The 21,392-nt window shown below is 62.0% G+C and carries 18 protein-coding genes; 10 read left to right on the forward strand and 8 right to left on the reverse strand.

What is annotated here, in order from left to right:
* Nucleotide 1 precedes the first annotated feature (1 nt).
* The 6 genes from QKW60_RS17180 to QKW60_RS17205 form a co-directional block, all read right to left on the reverse strand.
* Nucleotides 2–2,371 (reverse strand): ABC transporter permease, encoded by a 2,370-nt coding sequence (locus tag QKW60_RS17180; protein WP_282370467.1) that lies wholly within the window; start codon nt 2,369–2,371, stop codon nt 2–4.
* Entirely contained in the window at nt 2,365–3,093 is a 729-nt protein-coding gene (locus QKW60_RS17185) for an ABC transporter ATP-binding protein (protein WP_419762700.1), read from the reverse strand. The genes QKW60_RS17180 and QKW60_RS17185 overlap by 7 nt, the downstream gene beginning before the upstream one ends.
* 126 nt (nt 3,094–3,219) lie before the next feature.
* Nucleotides 3,220–4,812 carry an ABC transporter permease gene (locus QKW60_RS17190; RefSeq protein WP_282370468.1) on the reverse strand — a complete coding sequence of 531 codons (1,593 nt, stop codon included), beginning with the start codon at nt 4,810–4,812 and terminating at the stop codon, nt 3,220–3,222.
* Nucleotides 4,805–5,842 (reverse strand): quaternary amine ABC transporter ATP-binding protein, encoded by a 1,038-nt coding sequence (locus QKW60_RS17195; RefSeq protein WP_282370469.1) that lies wholly within the window; start codon nt 5,840–5,842, stop codon nt 4,805–4,807. Before QKW60_RS17195 ends, QKW60_RS17190 begins: the two co-directional genes overlap by 8 nt.
* A gap of 72 nt (nt 5,843–5,914) precedes the next feature.
* On the reverse strand, nt 5,915–6,874 hold the full coding sequence (locus QKW60_RS17200; protein ID WP_282370470.1) for an ABC transporter substrate-binding protein: 960 nt from the start codon (nt 6,872–6,874) through the stop codon (nt 5,915–5,917).
* Nucleotides 6,875–7,210: 336 nt separating this feature from the next.
* Nucleotides 7,211–8,047 (reverse strand): LysR family transcriptional regulator, encoded by an 837-nt coding sequence (locus QKW60_RS17205; RefSeq protein ID WP_282370471.1) that lies wholly within the window; start codon nt 8,045–8,047, stop codon nt 7,211–7,213.
* A gap of 115 nt (nt 8,048–8,162) precedes the next feature.
* Here QKW60_RS17205 and QKW60_RS17210 point away from each other — a divergent pair, with 115 nt between their 5' ends.
* The 8 genes from QKW60_RS17210 to QKW60_RS17245 are packed head-to-tail and all read left to right on the forward strand — an operon-like array spanning nt 8,163 to nt 15,731.
* Nucleotides 8,163–8,696 carry a flavin reductase family protein gene (locus tag QKW60_RS17210; protein WP_282370472.1) on the forward strand — a complete coding sequence of 178 codons (534 nt, stop codon included), beginning with the start codon at nt 8,163–8,165 and terminating at the stop codon, nt 8,694–8,696.
* Between the two features lie 12 nt (nt 8,697–8,708).
* Entirely contained in the window at nt 8,709–10,190 is a 1,482-nt protein-coding gene (locus tag QKW60_RS17215; protein WP_282370473.1) for an aldehyde dehydrogenase, read from the forward strand.
* A 21-nt stretch (nt 10,191–10,211) separates the two neighbouring features.
* The gene (locus QKW60_RS17220) at nt 10,212–11,264 is read left to right on the forward strand and encodes an LLM class flavin-dependent oxidoreductase (protein WP_282370474.1); all 1,053 of its coding nucleotides are present in this window, start codon (nt 10,212–10,214) and stop codon (nt 11,262–11,264) included.
* 12 nt (nt 11,265–11,276) lie between these two features.
* A complete protein-coding gene (locus QKW60_RS17225; protein WP_282370475.1) occupies nt 11,277–11,873 on the forward strand; it encodes an amino acid synthesis family protein in 597 nt (198 codons plus the stop codon).
* A gap of 6 nt (nt 11,874–11,879) precedes the next feature.
* Entirely contained in the window at nt 11,880–12,671 is a 792-nt protein-coding gene (locus tag QKW60_RS17230) for an alpha/beta fold hydrolase (protein WP_282370476.1), read from the forward strand.
* Nucleotides 12,672–12,674: 3 nt separating this feature from the next.
* Complete coding sequence (locus QKW60_RS17235; protein ID WP_282370477.1) at nt 12,675–14,363, forward strand: thiamine pyrophosphate-binding protein; 1,689 nt, start codon at nt 12,675–12,677, stop codon at nt 14,361–14,363.
* A 1-nt stretch (nt 14,364) separates the two neighbouring features.
* Complete coding sequence (locus QKW60_RS17240) at nt 14,365–14,733, forward strand: carboxymuconolactone decarboxylase family protein (RefSeq protein ID WP_282370479.1); 369 nt, start codon at nt 14,365–14,367, stop codon at nt 14,731–14,733.
* An 8-nt stretch (nt 14,734–14,741) separates the two neighbouring features.
* On the forward strand, nt 14,742–15,731 hold the full coding sequence (locus QKW60_RS17245) for an arginase family protein (RefSeq protein ID WP_282370480.1): 990 nt from the start codon (nt 14,742–14,744) through the stop codon (nt 15,729–15,731).
* 38 nt (nt 15,732–15,769) lie between these two features.
* Here the strand turns inward: QKW60_RS17245 and QKW60_RS17250 are convergent, their stop codons facing one another.
* A complete protein-coding gene (locus tag QKW60_RS17250) occupies nt 15,770–17,293 on the reverse strand; it encodes a trimethylamine methyltransferase family protein (protein ID WP_282370481.1) in 1,524 nt (507 codons plus the stop codon).
* A gap of 183 nt (nt 17,294–17,476) precedes the next feature.
* Between QKW60_RS17250 and QKW60_RS17255 the strand changes: the two genes are divergently transcribed.
* Nucleotides 17,477–19,897, forward strand: coding sequence for a GcvT family protein (locus QKW60_RS17255; RefSeq protein WP_282370483.1), 2,421 nt, complete (start codon nt 17,477–17,479; stop codon nt 19,895–19,897).
* A 27-nt stretch (nt 19,898–19,924) separates the two neighbouring features.
* On the opposite strand, the gene QKW60_RS17260 is transcribed toward QKW60_RS17255, so the two are convergent.
* The gene (locus tag QKW60_RS17260; protein ID WP_282370485.1) at nt 19,925–20,770 is read right to left on the reverse strand and encodes an EamA family transporter; all 846 of its coding nucleotides are present in this window, start codon (nt 20,768–20,770) and stop codon (nt 19,925–19,927) included.
* 105 nt (nt 20,771–20,875) lie between these two features.
* Between QKW60_RS17260 and QKW60_RS17265 the strand changes: the two genes are divergently transcribed.
* Complete coding sequence (locus tag QKW60_RS17265) at nt 20,876–21,286, forward strand: group II truncated hemoglobin (protein WP_282370487.1); 411 nt, start codon at nt 20,876–20,878, stop codon at nt 21,284–21,286.
* Nucleotides 21,287–21,392: the final 106 nt, after the last annotated feature.

Raw genomic sequence — 21,392 nt, forward strand, 5'->3', positions numbered from 1 at the left:
TTCACTCCCTTGTTTTCATGACGGCAACGAGGTCGAGCCGGTCGATGCGCCGCCGCACGATCAGCGCCGAGGCCAAAGCGGTCAAAAGGACGATAAGGCTTGCGCGGGCGAAGGTGGCTGGACTGATCACAAGGGGGATCTCATACAGGTCACTGTTGACCCCTTGCGTAAATGCCCAGGCAATACCGAATCCGGCAAGCCAGCCGAAAGGCTGGGCCAGAACCGCAAGCAGCATCGTCTCGCCCACCAGAATAAACGACACCTCGCCGCGCGAAAACCCGAGGATCCGAAGGCTCGCCAGTTCACGGGCGCGCTCCGACAGCTGGATGCGGGCGCTGTTGTAGGTAACGCCCACGGTGATCAGCACGGCTATGACGATATAGACCGTCGCGGTGATGTTGATGTTCTGCTGGATCGTGTCTTCGAACGACCGGCGCATATCTGTCAGCATCGCGGTTCCGGCGAGGACTGGCATCTGGCTGAGCGCTTTGTGGAAGGCCAGCTTTTCATCCTCGTTCAGCGTCAGATTGGCAACGGATATCTGTGGCGCCTGTCTGCGAAGCGCGTTCAGCATCTCAAAATCGGCATAGGCAGAGAGGCCGATATATTGCGAAATCGTACCCGTGATCGGCAGCGTCACCATCTCGCGCCGACCAGAGAGAAACTCAACCTCCACATCATCACCGACCGTCAGGGCCAGCTGTTCCGCAAGCCGTTCGGACAGGACCAGCCCACCTGGCGGAGCAGCCATGACACGTCCCGATCCGCCGATGACGCGCGATAGGTCAGCATCGGGACGGCGGGCTTCCAGTGCGGTGTGTTTTTCCAGATGGCCGTTGCGCAGCAGCACGGATTCGCTGAGTTGCCCTTCAATCTGCAGCGCACCGGGCAGTGCTTTGAGATTGTCGAGCGCAGCTTCCGGTAAGTTCTCTGCAAAGATCAGCACCGCATCCTGCCGGTTGGCGAGGTTGAATGTGGTGTCCAGCATCTTGTTGAGCGCATCGTCAAAGAAACTGGCCGCCCCGAGAACAGCAACCGCCATTGAAAGGCCCAGCGCATTCGACGCCGCACGTATCGGCCATCGGGTAATGGAACGGATGATCATCATCATCGGCTGCGAAAGCTTCAGCCGCGCCAGCGTCCGGTCGATGATTCCACGCCGGAAGCGGGGCGGTGCAGGGGGCTGCATCGCCACGGCGGGCGGCAAGCGCGCCGCCCTGAGCGCCACGCGCAACGCTCCAAATGCCGCCGAAGCCAGCCCAATCAGGCCCGAAACAGCGTAAACCGCCCATGAACCGCGAAAGATCAGATAGGGAAAGTTGAAGAACTTGGCATAAAGCGTCGCCAATCCATGGGCCAGCCATGCGCCAAAGGCCCAGCCGACAAGAATGCCGACCACTGCCGTCAACACTGCGAGCATCTGGTAATGCATCGCGATTGCGGTGTTGGAGTATCCAAGCGCCTTGAGAAGCCCGATTTCCGACCGCTCAAGCGCCACGATCCGGCCCAGCACCATGTTCACCAGGAACGCCGCGACGCCGAAGAAGATCGGCGGCAGGACAATCGTCATGGTCCAGAGCTGATCTAGTTCCGATGAGACGAAACTGTCCGATATCTGGCGGTCGCGCCCATAGGCCCCGGTCGTCCCGTAGCGTTCAAGAATGGCGTCCAGCCGATCGATGACCTCGTCCTCGCGCGCACCGGCATAAAGACCGATGGTCAGGCTGTTGAACGCCCCCGTCATGTCAAAGGCTGCCTGAACCGCGCGTTCGGGCATCCAGATGACCGCGAACCCCTCCTTGTCAGGCATAAGGGCACCGGGGCCAAGCGCATAGATGAACTCGGGTGACAGCAGGGTGCCGGTGATCGTCAGTTCCCGCCGTGTGCCGTTGATGTTGGCGAAGAAACTGTCCCCCGCTTGGTAGCCATTGGCGATGGCAAAGGGTTCGTTAACCGCGACTTCTGCATCGGAATCGGGATCTGGCATACGGCCCGAGCGCAGGATCGGTAAGTTCAGAAACATCTCGCCTGACATGGGCAGCGAAATGATCTGACCAACCGCCGTTTCTTCCCGTCCCGGCAGATCGAGCGTGACCAGCCCCTCGGTTCGCGCCTCAACGCTGCGGATGCCGGGAATGGCGGCAATTTCGGGCAGAAGCGATATCGGCGCACGTCGGGCGGGCGCCCAGATATCGGCAAAGCGGTTACGTTCATAATACGCATCGCGGCTGTCGCCCATCGCCTGATACATGCCGAAAGACATCAGAAGGGCTGCCACACCGCAGGCCAATACAAGCGCAATCGCCAGCGCCTGCGCCCAGAGGCGGACGAAGTCGCGCAGGAGTTTCCGGTCGAGCGCGTGCATCACCATTCGATCTCCGACGGGGCGATCCGGGTATCGTTGACCTCGACCGAACCAATGCGACCGTCCTGAAACCGCAACACGCGATGCGCCATTTTCCGGATCATCGCATTATGCGTAATAACGATGGTGGCCGTGCCAAGCTGTTCATTGACGGTTTTCAGCGCTTCCAGAACCTGAACCCCGGTCTTGCTGTCGAGGGCACCGGTCGGCTCATCGCAAAGCAGCACCTCGGGCCTCTTGGCAATAGCGCGGGCGATGGCCACGCGCTGCTGCTCGCCCCCCGACAATTCGGCCGGAAAATGGTCAAGCCGGGGCTCGAGACCCACCAGCGACAACGCCTCGGCAGGTGTCATCGGATCGCGTGAAACATCCGTCACCAGCTGCACATTTTCGCGCGCGGTCAGCGAGGCGACGAGATTGTAGAACTGAAAGACGAACCCGACATGATCGCGCCGATACGCGGTCAACTGGCGGTCGCCCATTCCGGTAAGCTCGGTATCGCGGAACCAGACCTGACCGTCCGTGACCTGATCGAGCCCACCGAGAATGTTCAAGAGGGTGGACTTCCCTGAACCGGACGGTCCAAGGAGCACCGCAATTTCGTGCGGAAAAAGCTCAAGGTCGACGCCATCCAGCGCCCGGACCTTCACCTTGCCGGTATCGTAGACTTTCGTCACACCGGACAGCTTGAAAACAGGTTGCTCCATCTGCGCGCCTTTCGCCCGCATTGGAAGGCACTTCGTCATGGCCTGCCTTGATGTCGCTCAATACCCGGTGGGGCGACATTGGTCGTGTTCAGGATCATATTCCGCCGTCTTGGCGTTTGCGAGAGCTTACCCGGCGCCGATCCGAACCTACTGTTTCAGATCCTCGCGCCGGAATGCGCCCTGAACGATGCGGTCGATGACCATCGCGCAGAAGAGGATGGCGAAGCCGCCCAGAAGGCCCGGCCCCTTGGCGGCGTATTGCAGCGCCTCGAGGATGACCTTGCCGAGCCCGCCGCCGCCGATCAACGAGATGATGACGACCATCGACAGGCACATCAGGATCGTCTGGTTGACGCCCGCCATGATCGACGGCAACGCCAGCGGCACTTCTACATCCTTCAGAAGCTGAAAGCGCGAGGCGCCGAAGGCGGTTGCGGCTTCCTTGATGCTTTCGGGCACGCCCTGCATGCCGAGCGCTGTCAGGCGGATCACCGGCGGCATGCCGAAGATGATCGTGGCAAGGATGCCCGGCGGGTTTCCGGTGCCGAAGAAGGCGATGATCGGGATCAGGTATACGAAGGCGGGCAGCGTCTGCATCAGGTCCAGAACCGGTTCCGCCGCCCTGTAGGCGCGTTGCGACTTGCCGAACCAGATGCCCAGGGGAATTCCGAAGGCGACGCAGATCACGACGGCGGCGCCGACGAGCGCCACGGTTTCCATCGCAACCTCCCAGTAGCCCAGCATCGCGATATAGGCGAGCGAAGCGGCGGTGAAGATCGCCACGCGCGGTCCCGCCGCGCGCCAGGCGGTGACGCAGATGACCAGCATCACGACCGGCCAGGGCGTGCCGGAGAGCGCGACGGTCAGCGTGTTCAGGACCGAGCGGACCCCCGCCGTGACCCCGTCAAACACATCCGCCCCGGCGCGGGCGGTTTCATCAATCCGCGCCTCTAGCCAGTTCGCGATTGTGGAGAAGAGCGTGGCATTGCCCTCGCCCAGGAAGACCTGCGAAACCTCCTTTTCGGGGAAGACGTTCAGAAGCTCCGAGGGGCTCGCCACGGTGAACTTATAGACGGTCAGGGGTGCAATGGCGGCGACGAGGAAGAGGCCGAGAACAATGTTTTTGGTCCTGCGTCCGTTTTCGACGGAACCGGGCGTGATGCGCCAGCGGGAATACTGCCGTTCATAGACCGAATTGCCGAAAAAGCCCTGCACCAGCTTGACGATCAGCAGAAGGGCAAGGCCGGTGAGCAGGATGCCCATAGCCTCGGAAGAGGCGGCCTGTCCCTGTGCCAGACTGTCCTCGGCGGCCTTGGTGAGATTTGCGGCAAGTTTTTCGAATCGCGCCGGGTCCTCGCCCGCCGCCTTTGCCGCCTCGGCCCGCTGCAGGAACTCCGCCGCACGCGCCGATTGGGTTTCAGCCCGATCGAGGAAAGCAGCGCCGGGATTGCCCCACAGGCCGCGTCCGAGTTGTACCCATGCGATCATCTCAAGGATCAGGAACCCCCAGAACATGCCCCAGACACCCCGCGCCGCAGCCCAGAGCGGGCCGAGTAATGCAGCCCATATGTTGAAGGTGGGCGGCATCCAGCCCGTCGCATTGTGGATCTTGTGGAAGGCCGTGACGTAGGTGTCGCCGTTTGGTCCTGCAAATTCTCGGATCGAAGCGTCGAGCGCCTCGTGATCGACGGCGATGTCAGAGGCGGCGGTGACCTTCAGCTCTTGTGTGGTGTCAGTCATCCTTGCCCCCCTGAATGCCGCGCAGAAGTTGCGGTTTGGTGACGATGCCGACATCACGGCCCGCCTCGGTGATCACAACGGGCAGGTCGGTCGCCACCGACAGATTGATAAGCTGGTCTAGATCGGCACCCTCATCGGCACGCGGCGCACCGTCCAGCGGGCCCTTGTGGCTGTCCATGGGCTGCATGATGGAATGCGCCTTCACAAGTTTCAGCTTGGAGATCCCTTTGACGAATTCGCGCACGTAATCGTCGGCGGGGTTCATCACGATCTCTTCCGGCGTGCCGATCTGGACGATCACGCCATCCTTCATGATCGCGATCCGGTGGCCGATGCGGATCGCCTCATCTAGGTCATGGGTAATGAAGAGCGTGGTCTTCTGAAGCTGGGCGACCAGCGCCTTGAACTGGTCCTGCAATTGCAACCGGATCAGCGGGTCGAGCGCCGAGAAGGGTTCGTCCATCAGAAGGATTTCAGGGTCGGAGGCCAGTGCACGGGCGATCCCCACGCGCTGCTGCATGCCGCCAGAGAGTTCCTTGGGCAGCCGGTCCTCGTATCCCGTCAGGTTCACCAGACCGAGCGCATGGTCCGAGATGGCCCAACGCCGCGACTTGGCGACTTTGCGGATTTCCAGGGGATAGGCGACATTATCGCGAACCGAGCGATGCGGCATCAGCGCCATATGCTGAAAGACCATGCCGATCTGCTTGGCCCGCACCTCACGCAACTCGCGTTCGTTCAGGCTGGAGATGTCGCGGCCCAGGATTTCGATCTGACCGGAGGTCGGCGCGATCAGGCGATTGACATGGCGGACCAGCGTCGACTTGCCCGATCCCGACAGGCCCATGATGCAGAAAATCTCTCCGCGCGGCACTTCGAAACTGGCGTCCTGCACACCGACAACGCACTGGAACCGCTTCAGAACTTCGGGCTTGCCCAATCCCTCGGCCCTGATCGCCTGCATCGCTTCGGCAGCGCGTGTCCCGAAGACCTTCCAGACATTTGAAAGTCTGACGACTGGTTCGGCCATATCATCCCCCCGGGAGTTCAACGGCCGCCGGCTGGAACCGGCGGCCGGTCTTGGTTTCGTTGATACGGGGGATCAGTTGGCGAGCCAGCCTATCACACGATCCTCGTTCGCCGCGACCCAGTCCTTGGCGTAGTCGGCCGCTTCCTTCTTGTCGATGACAAGGGCGAAGGTCATGTCACTGACCTCTTCCGTCGTCCATTCGGCATTGGCGAAGAGTGCCGCCACATCCGGGTGCGTTTCTTCCAGCGCCTTCTGGTAGTGGATGTGCAGATAGGCGCTGTCCCAGGCGCTGGCGGCAGTGGAGTTCTCCAGCCAGTTCGGGTCGTCGGTGGGCTGCTTCACATCCCAGTTCGACGGATCGTGCGGCGGCTCCTCAAGAACCTGAAGCTCATGCAACGCAAAGACGTAGTGCGGCGTATAGCAGAAGCCGACCCAGGGCTTGCCGGTGTCGATCGCCGTCGCAAGTGCGGCATAGGCCAGTGTCTCATCGCTCTGAGTCTGGTCCATGGTCTGGTCATAGCCGTAGGATTTTGCCCGGACCTGCTCCACATTGGTCGAAGCCCAGCCCGGCGCGCCGATCCAGACCTCGCCACGGCCATTGCCGTCGCTGTCGAAGAGGGCCGCGATCTCGGGCTTCGTCAGATCGTCGATGGAGCGGATGTCATGCGCGTCCGCGGTGGCCTTGTCGACGCACATGCCCTGAAATGCCTCAACCCCGTGCGGGTTCATCGCAACGGTGCCCTTTTCCTTCACAAACGTGTCGTGAAGGTTCTGCTGGTTCGGAAGCCAGACCTCGGGGTGCGCCTGCATCGAACCGGAATCCATCGCCTCGAACACAATCGGGTTGGTGCCGTTCTGAAGCTCGACTTCAAGACCAAGATTGTCCTCGATAATCACCTTAAGAATGTTTGCCTCGGCGCTGACCGAGGGCCAGTTCGGCACGCCGATCACGATGTCGGCAGCCATCGCGGCCGTTCCAACCATCATGGTCGACCCGAGAACCGTGCCGCCCAGGAGTTTGATATAGTTCATTTTATTGTTCCCTCTCGCTGTTGTTTCCGTGCCGGTCATTAACCGGATGGTAGAAAGGATGAGCCGTCGGGGCCAGTTATTCTTGGGTTTTCTCCCGGGACCCTGACCGTGCGGACAGATTGCCAATGGCCAGAATAGAGACATCTCCCAGCGGCCTGATAACTGCCTGTCCCCCAATCAGGTCATGACGGCGCGGTATCATCCCGACGCCGTCGAGCGGCTTCCTTCCTGTCACAAGCCTGAGTATTGCGGGCCTCCAAACATCTGCAAAATGATTATTTTCGAATAGAAAAATCGAAATTCCCGATATGGATATTTCGAAGGTGCGGATTGGGCCTATTCCGCCAGTTCGCGGACAAGGTCCGGCAACCAGTCCCATCCCGTTGCGGCATGGTCGTTTACAACCAGATAAGTGTTGCGCGTGAATACCGGTGCCGCGCCGATCTCGAATATGGTGCCGGACGCAAGGTGCGGCGCCGCCAGCCGGTCGGGCAGGTAGGCCGACCCGCCATTGGCCAAAAGGAAATCAAGCGCCCAGATCGCACTGTCAAAACTGACGCGCGAGATCCCCGCATCGGCATAAGTGGCGGCATGCTGGTCGCGGTATTCCTCGCCCAGATCGACATAGATGTAGTCCGGCGTGAAACGGATCGGGTTATCGGGCCGGGTTGCGTAAAGAACCAGCCGTTCAGGCTTGAGCGCATGGATGGTGCGGTTACCGTGGACCGAAGGCCGGTAAGTCATCGCCACGTCGACCAGACCGGAGCCAAGCTGCCGCTCCAGCGCCTCATGCTCACCCTGGCTAGCGGCCAATGCCATGGTGGGACTGAGCCGGTTGACCGCCTCGAAAAAGGAGCGGCCCGGACCAGGCCAAAGATCAACATGACACCCGAAATTGCAGACCGACGTGACCCCTTTAGGTAACGAGGTTTCCTGCCGTGCCTGACGCCAGAGACCGGTCATGATCTCGGCATAGCGCAGAAGTTTGGTTCCCGCCGGGGTCAGCGTGGCACCGGATTTCTGGCGGTTGAGTAAGGTTTGACCCAGGGTTTCCTCCAGCCCGCGCAGCCGCGCCGTGACCGTCGATTGCGTGACGTTCAGCTTTTCCGAAGCCCGCACCAGCGATCCGGTCTCGACGATGGTCAGAAATGTCTGAAGCGTCACGATGTTCATTCGCACCCCTTATGGTTCGATTTTTTTGCATTAATGCTTCCAAACAATTCGTTTTTCAAATGCATTCGACTCTGGCAGGTTTTTCTGGCGACAGAGACGAACGGGAAAACGAGCCATGCCTGCCTGCCAGCAAAAAGCCGGGACTGAAGTTCCACGCGATGCGTTCATCCGGGCGATGCGGATGGTTGCAAGCAGCGTGACGGTGGTAACGACCGACGGCGTTGCTGGCCGCCACGGCGCGACTGTCAGCGCATTCACTTCCGTGTCAGCCGATCCGCCGACGATCCTTGTCTGCCTGCGGGCCGACAGCCGGATCGCGCAGGCGGTGGAAGCAAACGGTCAGCTTTGCGTCAACGTCCTGCCGTCCGAAAGCCGGGCCATCGCCGACCGCTTCGCGGGCAAGGACGACACTTGGCTGGAGGACCGCTTTTCCGGCATCGAGTGTTTCGGTCGCCCCGGTGCCGCGCCGCAGATTGACGGGGCCACGATCTTCGCCGGAAGCGTCGAACAATCAGTCCTGTCGGGCAGCCACCGCATCTTCATCATTCGCATCGCGACAGTGCGCGAAGGTATGGACCAGCCGCTGACCTATCTTGATGGCGCCTATCACCGCGTCGTCCGCGATGCCGCACCGGTGCGCATTTCCTGAGAAAGAGCCTTCATGAGCGATATCAAGACCTACAGGATGCTGATCGACGGAGAATGGGTCGCAGCATCGGACGGAAAGACTTTCGACAGCGTCAATCCCGCCACGGGCGCTGTCTGGGCACGTATCCCCGAGGCGACGGCAGCGGATGTGAACCGCGCCGTTGCCTCGGCGGATCGTGCCTTTTCCACCGGTCCGTGGAAGGCGATGACGCCAACCCAGCGCGGCCATTGCCTGCGGCGTCTGGGCGACCTTCTGGCTGAGAGGTCCGAGGATCTGGGCCGGATCGAAAGCATCGACACCGGCAAGATGTTCAAGGAAACCCGCTGGCAGGCGAAGTACATCTCGGAATTCTTTCACTTCTATGCCGGTGCCGCCGACAAGATCCATGGCGAAACGCTGCCGATCGACAAGCCCGACCTCTTCGTCTTCACCAAGCGCGAGCCCCTGGGTGTCATTGCCGCCGTGGTGCCATGGAATTCGCAGCTGTTTCTGTCAGCGGTGAAGATCGGCCCGGCTTTGGCCGCAGGCAATACGGTGGTTCTGAAAGCCTCCGAATTCGCCTCGGCCGCGATGCTGGAATTCGGCGAGCTGATCGAAGAGGCAGGCATCCCGCCCGGCGTCGTCAACATCATCACCGGCCATGGCGATCCCTGCGGGCGGGTCCTGACCTCGCATCCGAAAGTGGCGCGCATCTCCTTCACCGGCGGCCCCAATGCGGCGCGGCATATCCTGACCAACTCCACCAACAATTTCGCCGAGGTCTCGCTGGAACTCGGCGGAAAGTCGCCCTTCATCGTCTTTGACGACGCCGATATCCACAGTGCTGTGAACGGCGCGGTCTCGGGCATTTTCGGCGCGGCGGGTCAAAGCTGTGTCGCGGGCTCGCGGCTTCTGCTGCATGACGCCATCGCCGACGACTTCCTCGCCCGCATGGCCAAGATCGCAGGCACGATCCGCATCGGCAATCCTCTGGCCGAGGAAACCGAAATGGGGCCGATCTGCACCGAGGGGCAGTTGGAAAACATCGAACGCGAGGTGGCCCATGCCCAGACCGAGGGCGGTCGGCTTGTCTGCGGCGGCCACCGTGTCGCGGATCTGCCGGGCCGGTTCTACGCCCCCACGATCATCGACTGCCCGAACCCCGACCTGCGCATCGTCGATACCGAGCTTTTCGGCCCGGTCCTGTCGGTGCTGCGCTTCAGGGACGAGGCCGAGGCGGTGCGGCTGGCCAACCACACCGAACACGGGCTGGCGGCGGGTATCTTCACCCGCAATGGCGCCCGCGCCCACCGGATGGTGGATGCGGTCAAGGCGGGCATCGTCTGGGTCAACACCTACCGCGCCGTGTCCCCCATCGCCGAGTTCGGCGGCATGAAGAATTCTGGCTATGGCCGCGAAAGCGGATTTCAGGCGGTCTATGACTATACACGGCCAAAGACCGTCTGGATGAACACCTCGGACACCCCCCTTGGCAGCCAGTTCGTGGCGCGCTGAGCCCATTCAACGGAGAGCAAGATGAAATTCCAACTCGCCATCAACATGGAGCGGATCGACGACAGCCTCGACATGAAGGATGTCGCCCGCCACACACTGGAAATGGTCCAGATGGCCGACCGCGCGGGGTTCGAGATCGCATGGGCCGCCGAGCACCACGCGATGGAGATGACCATCGCGCCGAACCCGTTTCAGATCCTGACATGGTGGGGCGATCATACCGACCGTATCCGTCTGGGCACCGCTGTCGCCGTCGCTCCCTACTGGACGCCGATCCGGCTGGCCGGAGAGGCGGCGATGACCGACCTTCTGACCGGCGGGCGGCTGGAATTCGGCATCGGTTCGGGCGCCTATCAGCGTGAATTCGACCGCATGCATCCGGGTCTCAAGCAATCCGACGCCTGGCGCTACATGCACGAGATGCTGCCAGCGGTGAAGGCGCTCTGGGCTGGGGACTACGAACATAACGGCGAATTCTGGCAGTTCCCGAAATCAACCTCCGTGCCGAAACCGGTGCAGAAACAGGTTCCGATCTGGGTCGCCGCCCGCGCGCCGATCACCTTCGACTACGCGGTCGAGCATGGTTACAACATCATGTCCTGGCCGCTGACCCGTCCGATGTCCGAGGTCGATCTTTATCTTGAACGCCTGAACGACGCGCTGGCCAAACATCCGGGCAAGAAACGCCCGGAGATCGCGATGATGCGCCATACCGCGCTGGTGGATCGCGCCGACCAGATCGGGGTGCCTATTGCCGCGGCCAAGCGGCAGTTGTCGCAGTTCGAAAACCTCTTCAAGAATCTCGGCGATGTGAAGAACGGCTTTGCCAAACAGATCCCGCTGGAAGAGCTGGAAAACCGCGCCGAATACGATCCGCAGATGCTGTCCGACAATCTGATGTTCGGCACACCCGACCAGATCATCGACCGGCTGAAGGGCTATGAGGACCGTGGCGTGGACAGTTTCATCTACTACGCGAGCCTCGGCCTTGGCCATGCCGAACAGAAACGCTCAATGGAGCTGTTCTGCCAAGAGGTCATCCCGGCCTTTGCCAAAGTCAAAGAAGACGCCTGAAAGGACATATGAATGCCCGCCGAAATCCGACGGACGATCCTCAATATCCAGACCACCCATATCGAAGGCGGCAAGGGCGTGCCCGAGCCTACGAAGCTGATCGCGGCCATGGTCATCATCAAGAACCCATGGCACGGGCGCGGCTGGGTCGAGGACCTGAGCCCCGAAGTGCGCGATATCGGGCCCGAGATCGGCAAACTGCTGACCGGAATGATCCTTGATGTCACCGGCGACAGGCTGGAAGGCTACGGCAAGGCGTCGGTCGTCGGCATGGGCGGCGAGATCGAGCATGCACAGGCGCTGACCCATTCCTTGTGGTTCGGCAACCAGTTCCGCGACGCGGTGAAGGCCAAGACCTATCTCGCCTTCACCAACACGCGCGGCGCGGCCGGCACGTCGCTGATGATCCCGCTGATGGACAAGGACGATGGCGGGCGCCGCTCGCATTATCAGACGATCCATCTTTCCGTGCAGGACGCCCCGGCAGAGGATGAGATCATCGTGGCGCTCGGCGCCTCCATTGGCGGCCATCCGCTGCACCGTATCGGCGACCGCTATCAGGACCTGAAGGAAATGGGCCGCGATGTCGACAACCCGGCGGGTGTCTGAGGCATGATGGCCGGAGGCACCGCTTATGACCTGACAGGACCGGCCGATGCGCCGGTCCTTGTCCTGATCCACGGGCTTGGACTAAGCCGTGCGACATGGTCGGATTTCGTGCCGGTTCTGGCGCGGGACTACCGGGTGCTGAGCTATGACCTCTGCGGACACGGCGAAAGCGCCCTGCCCGACCGGGTGCCAAGCCTGACGGTGCTTGCCGACCAGCTTCGCGAACTGATGGATGCGCTTTCCATTCCGCACGCCACGTTGATCGGCTTTTCGCTGGGCGGCATGATCAACCGCCGCTTCGCGATGGATCACCCCGACCGCTGCGACGCGCTGGTGATCCTGAATTCCCCGCATGAACGCTCGACCGAAGCCCAGCGCCTTGTCGAGGAACGCGCGGCAGCGACAGGTGCGGGCGGGCCCGGCGCGACGATCGCCGAAACGCTGGAACGCTGGTTCACGCCGGGCTTTCGTGCGAGCAATGTGAAAACGGTAGATTGGGTGCGCGGGACGGTGCTGGCCAATGACCCGAACAACTACACCCGGCACCGGCAGGTCCTGGCCTCAGGCGTGGTGGAACTGATCCGCCCTGCCCCTCCGATCATGCACCCGACGCTGGTGATGACCTGCGAGAATGACACGGGCAGCACCCCCGCCATGTCGCGCGGTATCGGCGATGAAATCGAAGGGGCGGAGGTGATCATCGTCCCGCGCCTGCAACATCTTGGCCTGCTGGAAGAGCCGCAGCTTTTCCTGACCCCGATCCTCGGGTTTCTTGGCCGTCTCTACGAAAAGGACTGAACCATGACAAAGCTCACGGGCGGACAGGCGGCGGTCGAGGCGCTGAAGGCAGAGAAGGTGGGCCATGTCTTCGGCCTGATCGGTTCGGCGACGATGGAGATGTTCGACGCGCTATACGATGCGTCGGAAATCAACCTGATCGGGGTTCATGACGAACGCACAGGCACCCATATGGCTGACGGTTATGCGCGGATGAGCGGCCAGGCCGGCGTCGTTCTGGCGGGCCAGAACGGCCCAGGCGCCACCAACCTTGTCACCGGCCTCGGGCAGGCCAAGGCCGCCTATTCGCCGGTCGTCTCCATCGCTGGGTCGCTCGCCTCGTCCCATGTCTATCGCGACGCCTTTCAGGAGGTGGACCAACAGGCGCTGTTTACGCCGATCACTAAAAAGACGTGGACCGCGACCAGCGCGGATCGCGTGCCGGAAATGGTGCGTGAGGCGTTCCGCGTGGCAATGACCCCGCGGCGCGGCCCGGTGCAACTGAACCTGCCGCGTGACGTGCTGTCGGCGCAGGCCGAGTTCGACACCTTCCAGACGCCCGAAACCTATCGCAGCCAATCTGTGCCCGCCGCGCCTGCCGAGGCCATTGCCGAGGCCGCAAAGATGCTGGCAGGTGCCTCCCGCCCCGTGATCATCGCGGGTGGCGGCATCAAGAACACAGGCGGCCACGCACAGACGCTGGCCTTGGCCGAGGCGCTGAACGCCCCCATCGTCACATCGCCCGGCCATGGCGACGCCATTCCCTTCGGTCATCCGCTGAATGCCGGGCAAATGGGGCCGCGCGGCAATATCGTCGCCTCGCGTCTGGTGCGCGAGGCTGACGTGATCCTCGCGCTCGGCACGCGGGTCGGCTTCAACGCGACCTTCTACAGCTATGACAACATCAACCGTGACGCCGCGATCATCCATGTGGAACTCGAACCGACCGCCATCGGCCGCTACTTCCCCGTCGCGCTCGGCATCTGGGCTGATGCGCCGACGGCCGCCACGCAACTGACCGAGGCCATCGGGCGGATCAAGGATCGTGCTTCCGCTGATAAGTGGACCGCGGCCTACAAGGCCGAGCGTCAGGCCTTTCTCGCCAAGCGCGATGCCGACGCGCAGGTCGATGCGATGCCGATCCATCCATCGGGTCTCTTCAAGACGCTGCGCGACGTGCTGCCCAAGGACGCAGCAGTCACGATGGATGCGGGCACGCTGTGCCTTCAGGCCACGGACGCCCTGAACTACTGGACGCCGAAAAGCCTGTTCACGCCCCTCGATTTCGGCCTTGTCGGCTTTTCCTTCGCCTGCGGGCTGGGGGTCAAGCTGGCCGCGCCGGACCGGCCCGTGATCAGCCTGATGGGCGATGGCGGCTTTGGCATGACCGTGTCGGAACTGTCGACCGCCGTCGATCATGGCATCAACACGGTCACGGTGGTGATGAACAACGGCTGCTGGGGGGCCGAGAAAGCCTATCAGCGCGACTTCTTCGGCGGGCGTTATATTGGCGCGGACATCTCCAGCCCGCCCTTCGACAAGCTGGCGGAGCTTTACGGCGCCAAAGGCTACCGCGCCGATACGCTGAAGGGCATGGCCGAGGCGATCGAGGCGGCTCTGACCTGCGGCAAGCCCGTCGTCATCGACGTGGCCGTGGACCCGGCGGCGCTCTATTCCTTCCGCCGCGACAGTTTCAAGCACAGGGGGGGCTGAGATGGCCGAAAAAACCTATCCCGCGACCGAGGCGCAGCGCGCCACCGGCGACTGGAACCCGATGTGGGACACATTGGCCGAGATGGACCCGGACTATCTGGAAACCTTCCTTGCCTTCCGCGCGGTGCCGCAGACCAAGGGGCCACTCCCGCAGAAACACAAGGAACTGATCTTTATTGCGATCAACGTGGCCACGACCCATCTCTGGCCGTCGGGCGTGCGGCGCCACATCCAGAACGCATTGAAGGCCGGGGCGACCAAAGAGGAAATCCTCGAAGTCATGCAGTTGACTTCGATCATGGGCATCCATTCCATGGCGCTGGGCGTTCCAATACTGATGGAAGAGGTTGAACGGCACGACAAAGGTTAGGGGGCGATATGGCCGAGGAACACGACCGTTCGATGATGGAGAACCTGTACTGGTGGGGCATCCCCACCATGTTCCGCTGTCCGAACGAGCCACCCGATGGCGCCGATATCGCGCTTGTCGGCGTGCCCCATTCCACCGGCAACGGCACCACCGAACGCGATCAGCATCTGGGGCCACGCGCGCTGCGGCATGTCTCGGCGGTCCAGCGGCGGGTCCATGGCGAGTTCGGGATCAACCCGTGGGAGGCGGCGAAGATCGTCGACGTGGGCGACGTACCCTTCCCCCGCGCCAATGACAACGAACACTGCATCCAGCAGATCACCGATTTCTACAAACGCATCGATGCGGCGGGCGCGCGGCCCGTCTCGGTCGGCGGCGATCATTCGATCACCGGCGGCATTGTTCAGGCGCTTGGGCGTGGCAAGATCGCGGGCGGCGAACCCGTCAGCTTCCTCCATCTCGACGCCCATACCGATGTCTTCACCAAGGTCGACCATTTTCTTGGCGCAGAGAAATCTGCGGCCCATTGGGGCGCTTATCTCGCCGATCAGGGGCAGGTGGACCCGACACGGTCGATGCAGATCGGGCTTCGGGGCCATCCCCGCACGCTCGACTGGCTGCAGCCCTCCTACGATTACGGCTACAATGTCGTGACGATGAAAGAGTTCCGCCAGCGCGGGCTGGCCGATGTGATCGCCCAGATCAAAGAGGTGCTCGCAGGCCGACCGGTCTATCTCACCTTCGACCTAGATTGCCTCGATCCGACCATCGCGCCGGGCGTATCGAACCTTGAACCCGGCGAGAAAGGCTTCGATATCGACGAGGCGGTGGGCCTTTTGCGCGCGGCACGCGGCATGAACATCGTCGGCGGCGATGTAGTCTGCATGATGCCCACTAAGGACAGCCCTAATAATATCACCGCGTTGACGGCAGCAGCGGTTATGTTCGAGATGATCTCGATGATTGCCGAGAACCGGTCCGGAACCGCCGGGGCCTGAGGCGGTCCAGGCGCCCAGGGGAGGTCAGCCCCGAAGAGCTAAAGCAAGATGTTGAATTCGCCCCGGATGCGCGCCTCAGCTTCGGGGGGCAAATAGTCCGGCCGGTGGGTCTCCAGTATCGCGCGCGCCGCTTCCCGTGCCCGTGACCAGGCGTCGCTCTGGCCCTTTTCGGTCCAGGTGATCGGAGCGTCGCGGTCAGCGTAACGCGGATAGAAATAGTCGCGCTGCATCGCCGCAAGCGTGTGCGCCCCACCGAGGAAATGTCCCTCACCCAGCACGGCCTCGCAGATCGCGTCGAAACCGAGCGTCTCTTCCGTCACCTCGACACCGCGCAGGGTGCGGTAGATCATCGAATGCATCTCATCATCCAGAATGAACGCCTCAAAGGACGCGCCCAGAAGTGAGGCCATCATACCTGAACTTTCATAGATCAGATTGCCACCAGCTAGTCCGGCGGCAAGCGACGACAGCGCCTTTTCTACACCATACTGGGCGTCAATCGCCTTTGCGTCGGTCATCGATGAAGCCACGCCCGAAGGCAGGCCTAGCCAGTTCGAGATTTGCGCCGAAGCCGCGTTCATCACCGAAGTCTCGCCGCCCCCGCCGCAGAACGACCCCGTGCGCAGATCAATGACCAATGGCCAGTTGGAAAAGACCATCGGATAGCCGGGCTGAAAGACATTCACCATGATCAGGCTCGCCAGCGTTTCTGCGAGAGACTGGGCGAGAAAGCCTGCAAGCGTCGCCGGCGCGGTCGCCCCCGATTGCGCCGCCGTGATGCAGGAAATGGGCAGCCCGTGCTCCATGCACGCGAGCGTCACCTCCACCGCGTCCTCACCGAACCGCATCGGTGAGATGACCGGACTGATATGGGCCTTGAGGAACGGAGCCTTACGAAACGCCCCCTCCTCCCCCAGCGCGATTCCGACCATGCGCATGATCGGTGCCACATACTCGGCCAGCGTGAACGAGGTCGCGACCGGCTTCGTCGTGCCCTTCAGGAGCGCGAAGACCGTGTTGACGTCCAGATCGAACGGATCGGCCATGTCGGTCGCCACGCAACAACGTGTAAACCAGCTCACATTCGTCAACGTGTCCTGCAAGCGCGTAAAGTCGTAAAGGTCGCGCAAAGTGGAAGGTCGGTAACGACCGGTATCAAGATCAAGCGTCTGAACCGCCGCGCCGCCTGTGCCGAAATGCACGCACTCTCCGCCGACTTGAATCGACCGGGCGGGGTCGCGGCCGTGAAAGGTGAACTCCTTCGCCGCGACTTCGATCGCGCGCTCCACCATCCCGCGCGGGAAACGGATACGGTTGCCAGACCGCTCTGCACCATTATCCAAAAGCTGACGGGCGAGGATATCGGGCACCTCGCCCATGCCGAGTTCCGCCAGCAACCGCAGCGCGGTTTCATAGATCGCGACGATTTCCGGTTCACTCAACGGCTTGTAGAACCCGCCGATCTGCCCCGGCGGGCAGGGATTGACCTCGGGCGGAGCTGCGCGTTTCGCGACCCGTTCCGCGCGGCCCCCAGCGCGCCTTCCTGTTGTCACTTCTGTCATGCACTCCTCCCGGCAGTACGTTCAGTTACGCGCACCGATATGCAGCGTGACAAGCACGGAGGCACAATTTCAAAACATCTATGAACAACGACGGAAATTCGAAACTCGCCTTGCAGTCATTGACCGGATGACCAAGCGCATCGCAACTCAATGGCAAATACCAAAAAACACGGAGTGCCGCAGATGAAGACCCAGACCCGCGTTGTCGTGATCGGCGGCGGCATTGCAGGATGCTCGACTCTTTATCACCTGACGCAGGAAGGCTGGACCGATGTGGTTCTGGTGGAGCGCAATGAACTGACCTCAGGCACCACCTGGCACTCGGCCGCGCAGGTCACGAATTTCGGCATGAACCAAACGATGGTCGGGCTGAAAAGCCATTCGATCCGGCTCTACAAGGAACTGGCCGAGGACCCGGATTACCCGATCAACTACCACCACGGCGATGGCGGCATCCGGCTGGCCAATACCGAGCGGGTGATGGAGGGCTATCGCCATTTCGCCTCGATGGCGAAGGGAATGGGCGTCAATTTCGAGGTGATCGACGCCGCCGAATGCGCCCGCCGCCACCCGCTGATCTCAACCGACAACCTCATCGGCGGGCTTTGGGACCCGCTCGACGGCGATATCGACCCCGCCCAGCTTTGCCAGGCGCTGGCTCGCCGCGCCCGGAAGGCCGGAGCCGAGGTCTATCGTAATACTCCCGTCACCGGGCTCACGCAGCACAAGGATGACAGCTGGACGGTCCATACCGAACATGGCGACATCCATTGCGAGATCGTCGTCAACGCCTGCGGCTACCGCGTGAACGAGGTCGGCGCGATGATGGGCGTCCACCACCCCGTCGCATCGATGGAACACCAGTATTTTCTGACCGAGGAGATTCCCGCGATCCGCGACGCGGGCCACCGCATGCCGCTCCTGCGCTGCCCGATCAGCGATTATTACTGTCGTCAGGAAAAGATGGGGCTCTTGGTCGGGTTCTATGAACAGGGCTGCAAGACCTGGGGCATGGACGGAATCGACCCGAATTTCGTAAATGCACTTTGCCCGGACGATCTCGACAGGGTGACGGATGTGCTGGAAGGCGCATTTGCCCGTATGCCAGCCTTGATGGAGGTGGGCATCCACACGGTCGTCAACGGCCCGATCACCTATACAATCGACGGCGCGCCCTTGGTCGGCCCGATCCCCGGCAAACGCAACGCCTTCTGCATCATCGGTCTGCGCGCGGGTCTGGGCGAAGGCGGCGGTCATGGCTGGCTTCTGGCGCAGCATATCGTCCATGACGAGGCCTGCTATGACACCTGGTGCCTTGATCCGCGCCGCTTCACGGGTCACGCCAACGTCGAACTGACCGCGCTGAAAGCCGTGGAGGACTACCAGAACGAATTCCGCTTCCATTTCCCGCATGAACACCGCCCGGCGGGTCGCCCGATGAAGACGACGCCGCTAACCCCGATCCTCGCGGCCGAGGGGGCGGAGTTCGGCACGGTCAATGGCTGGGAACGGATGGCCTATATCAAGCCCTCCGCCGATTTCCACGAAACACATTCCTTCCGATTCACTGAGGCGTTCGATGTCGTCGCCAAGGAAGTGAAGGCGCTGCAATCGGGCGTGGGGCTGACCGAAGTCAGCGGCTTCAACCGGATAGAGATCACCGGGGCGGATGCGCAGGGCTGGCTCGATACGATGTTCTGCGGGAAGGTGATGAAGAAACCGGGCCGTGTCGGCCTCGGCTACCTCCTCAATCACCATGGCTGCGTGAAGGGCGAAGCGACAATTGCCCATCTCGATGCGGACACGATCTGGTACGGCTCGGCGGCAGCGTCCGAATGGCACGACATGGACTGGCTACGCATGCATCTGCCCGAGGGTAAGGATATCCGGCTGCGCTGGCTGACGAACGACTACACGATCCTGATCCTTGCAGGACCGAAATCGCGTGACGTGCTGGCGGCGGCCTCACGCGGCGACTGGTCGGCGGCGGCCTTCCCCTGGCTTTCGGTCCGTCGCGCCTTTGTCGGCATCGCGCCTGCCGTTGTCATGGCGGTCAGCTACTCGGGCGAACTCGCCTATGAAATCCACGTGCCCAATGCCTCGCTCTATTCCGCCTGGCTGGCGCTCAGGAAGGCGGGCGAGGCGCATGGGCTCACGCTCTTTGGCTCCCAAGCCGTCGAGTCCATGCGCCTCGAAAAAGGTTACCTGCACTGGAAGGCCGACCTCATCACCGAATTTGACCCGTTCGAGACCGGCCTTCATCGCTTCGTCGATCTCTCCAAACCCGATTTCATCGGCAAGGCGGCGCTGATACGGCGAAAGGCTGAGGGCCCGCGCCGCAGGCTCGTGTCACTGGTTCTCGACTGCACCCACGCGCCCGCCCATGGCGGCGACAGTGTGGTGGCCAGCGGCCGCGTCGTGGGCACCGTAACGTCGGCCGGATGGGGGCACCGGGTCGGGCGCAACATTGCCTATGCCTTCGTTGAACCCGATTTCGCGGCGGACGGAACCGTGCTGACCGTCGAGGTGATCGGAGATCCGGTGACTGCGGTCATCGTCGACGCCGCACTCTACGATCCGCAAAACAACAACGTCCGCGCCTGAACCCGGGCCTTAAGGGAACCACATCCGTCAAAGACCGAGCATTGCGACGCCGGAAAAGACAACGAAAACGCTGAACCACTGCCCGGTTGTCATCCGCTCATGTAGAATGGCATGCGCAAGGATCACCGTGACAACGCCGAAGATGGACGTCACTACGGCGGCATATTCAGGGTTGGGAAGGGAACCTGCAACAGTCACGAGTGACAGCGCCGCGGCGTCTAAAAGCCCCATCGCACCCAGAACCGGCAACTGTCCTGTTTGCGGCGCAACCGGTCCGCGGTGCACGGTCAGCAGGAAGGCAACGACCCCGGCAATCGCAGCCGCCCGGATCACCATGATCGCGGGCCAGTCCGCGCTGCCGCTGGCCGCCGACTGAGCAAGCGCAAAGGCGGCCGCGAACGCGATCCCGGATACCGCCGCGTTGACCGCTGCCCGCCGACGCCGCCCGGTCCCGTCCCCCGCACCGGAAAGCCTGGCGACCAGTCCGACGCCCGTCACGATGACCGCAACGGCGAGCCAGTCGGATACCGGAACCGCCTTGCCCGACAGCCATGCCAGCGCGACCGTGATCACCGGATAGGCGCCGATGATCGGGGCGACGAGCCGCACCGGCCCCTCGGCAAAGGCCCGATAGAGGCAGTAGGAGCCAAGCGCATAGGCCAGGCCGGACCCCATCGCGGCGGAGAACTCGGACATGGCCAAGCCTGACCATCCACCCGATACGACAGCAATCGGCAAGGTAACCGCTGTGCCGACAGAGAGCACGATAAGCAAAGCGGAAGGAATGATCAGCCCGCCGCCGAGAAAGCGGACGAGAAAGTCATGCACACCCCAAGCCAGCGCAGCAATGAGCCCAAGCGCAAGACTGACCAAGTTCATCTCCCCGGATTGATTTACTGGCATCCTACAGGTAATTCTGGTATTCCTAAAAGGAAAAGTATTGTCTCACAAGGAAACCAATTCCAGCAGGAGGACCGAATGGCGCAGGCCATGATCGACCGTATCGGAGGCGAGGATGCCCTGCGCAAACTTGTCGAGGATTTCTACGATATTGTCGAGTTCTCTGCCGATGGTGCCCGTCTGCGGACCCTGCATATCCGGGGGCACGGGCTGGATCATGCGCGAGTGGAGCAGTTCAATTTCCTCAGTGGGTTTCTCGGGGGGCGACGCTACTACGAGGAAAAGCACGGTCATATGGATGTGCGACTGATGCACGCACATGTGCCCGTTTCCGCCGAGACAGCGGAAGACTGGCTGAAATGCATGGATCAGGCTTTGGCTGATAACGGTTTGGCAGGACCCGAGGTCGACCGTCTGCGCGCGATCTTGCGGCGCATCTGCATGATGCTTGTCAACGACCTGACGGATTGGGGCATTCGCGCCGTTTGAGCTTTGTGGACCGACGCTTTCAATAGTTTCCTTTGACTCGTTCTTTTGTTGGGTCGAAGTGCGGGAAGGGTGTGATGCGGGCTTTGAGGCGTTTTTGGTCGCCGTC

The sequence above is a fragment of the Albidovulum aestuarii genome (assembly GCF_029961185.1).
GTDB lineage: Bacteria > Pseudomonadota > Alphaproteobacteria > Rhodobacterales > Rhodobacteraceae > Albidovulum > Albidovulum aestuarii.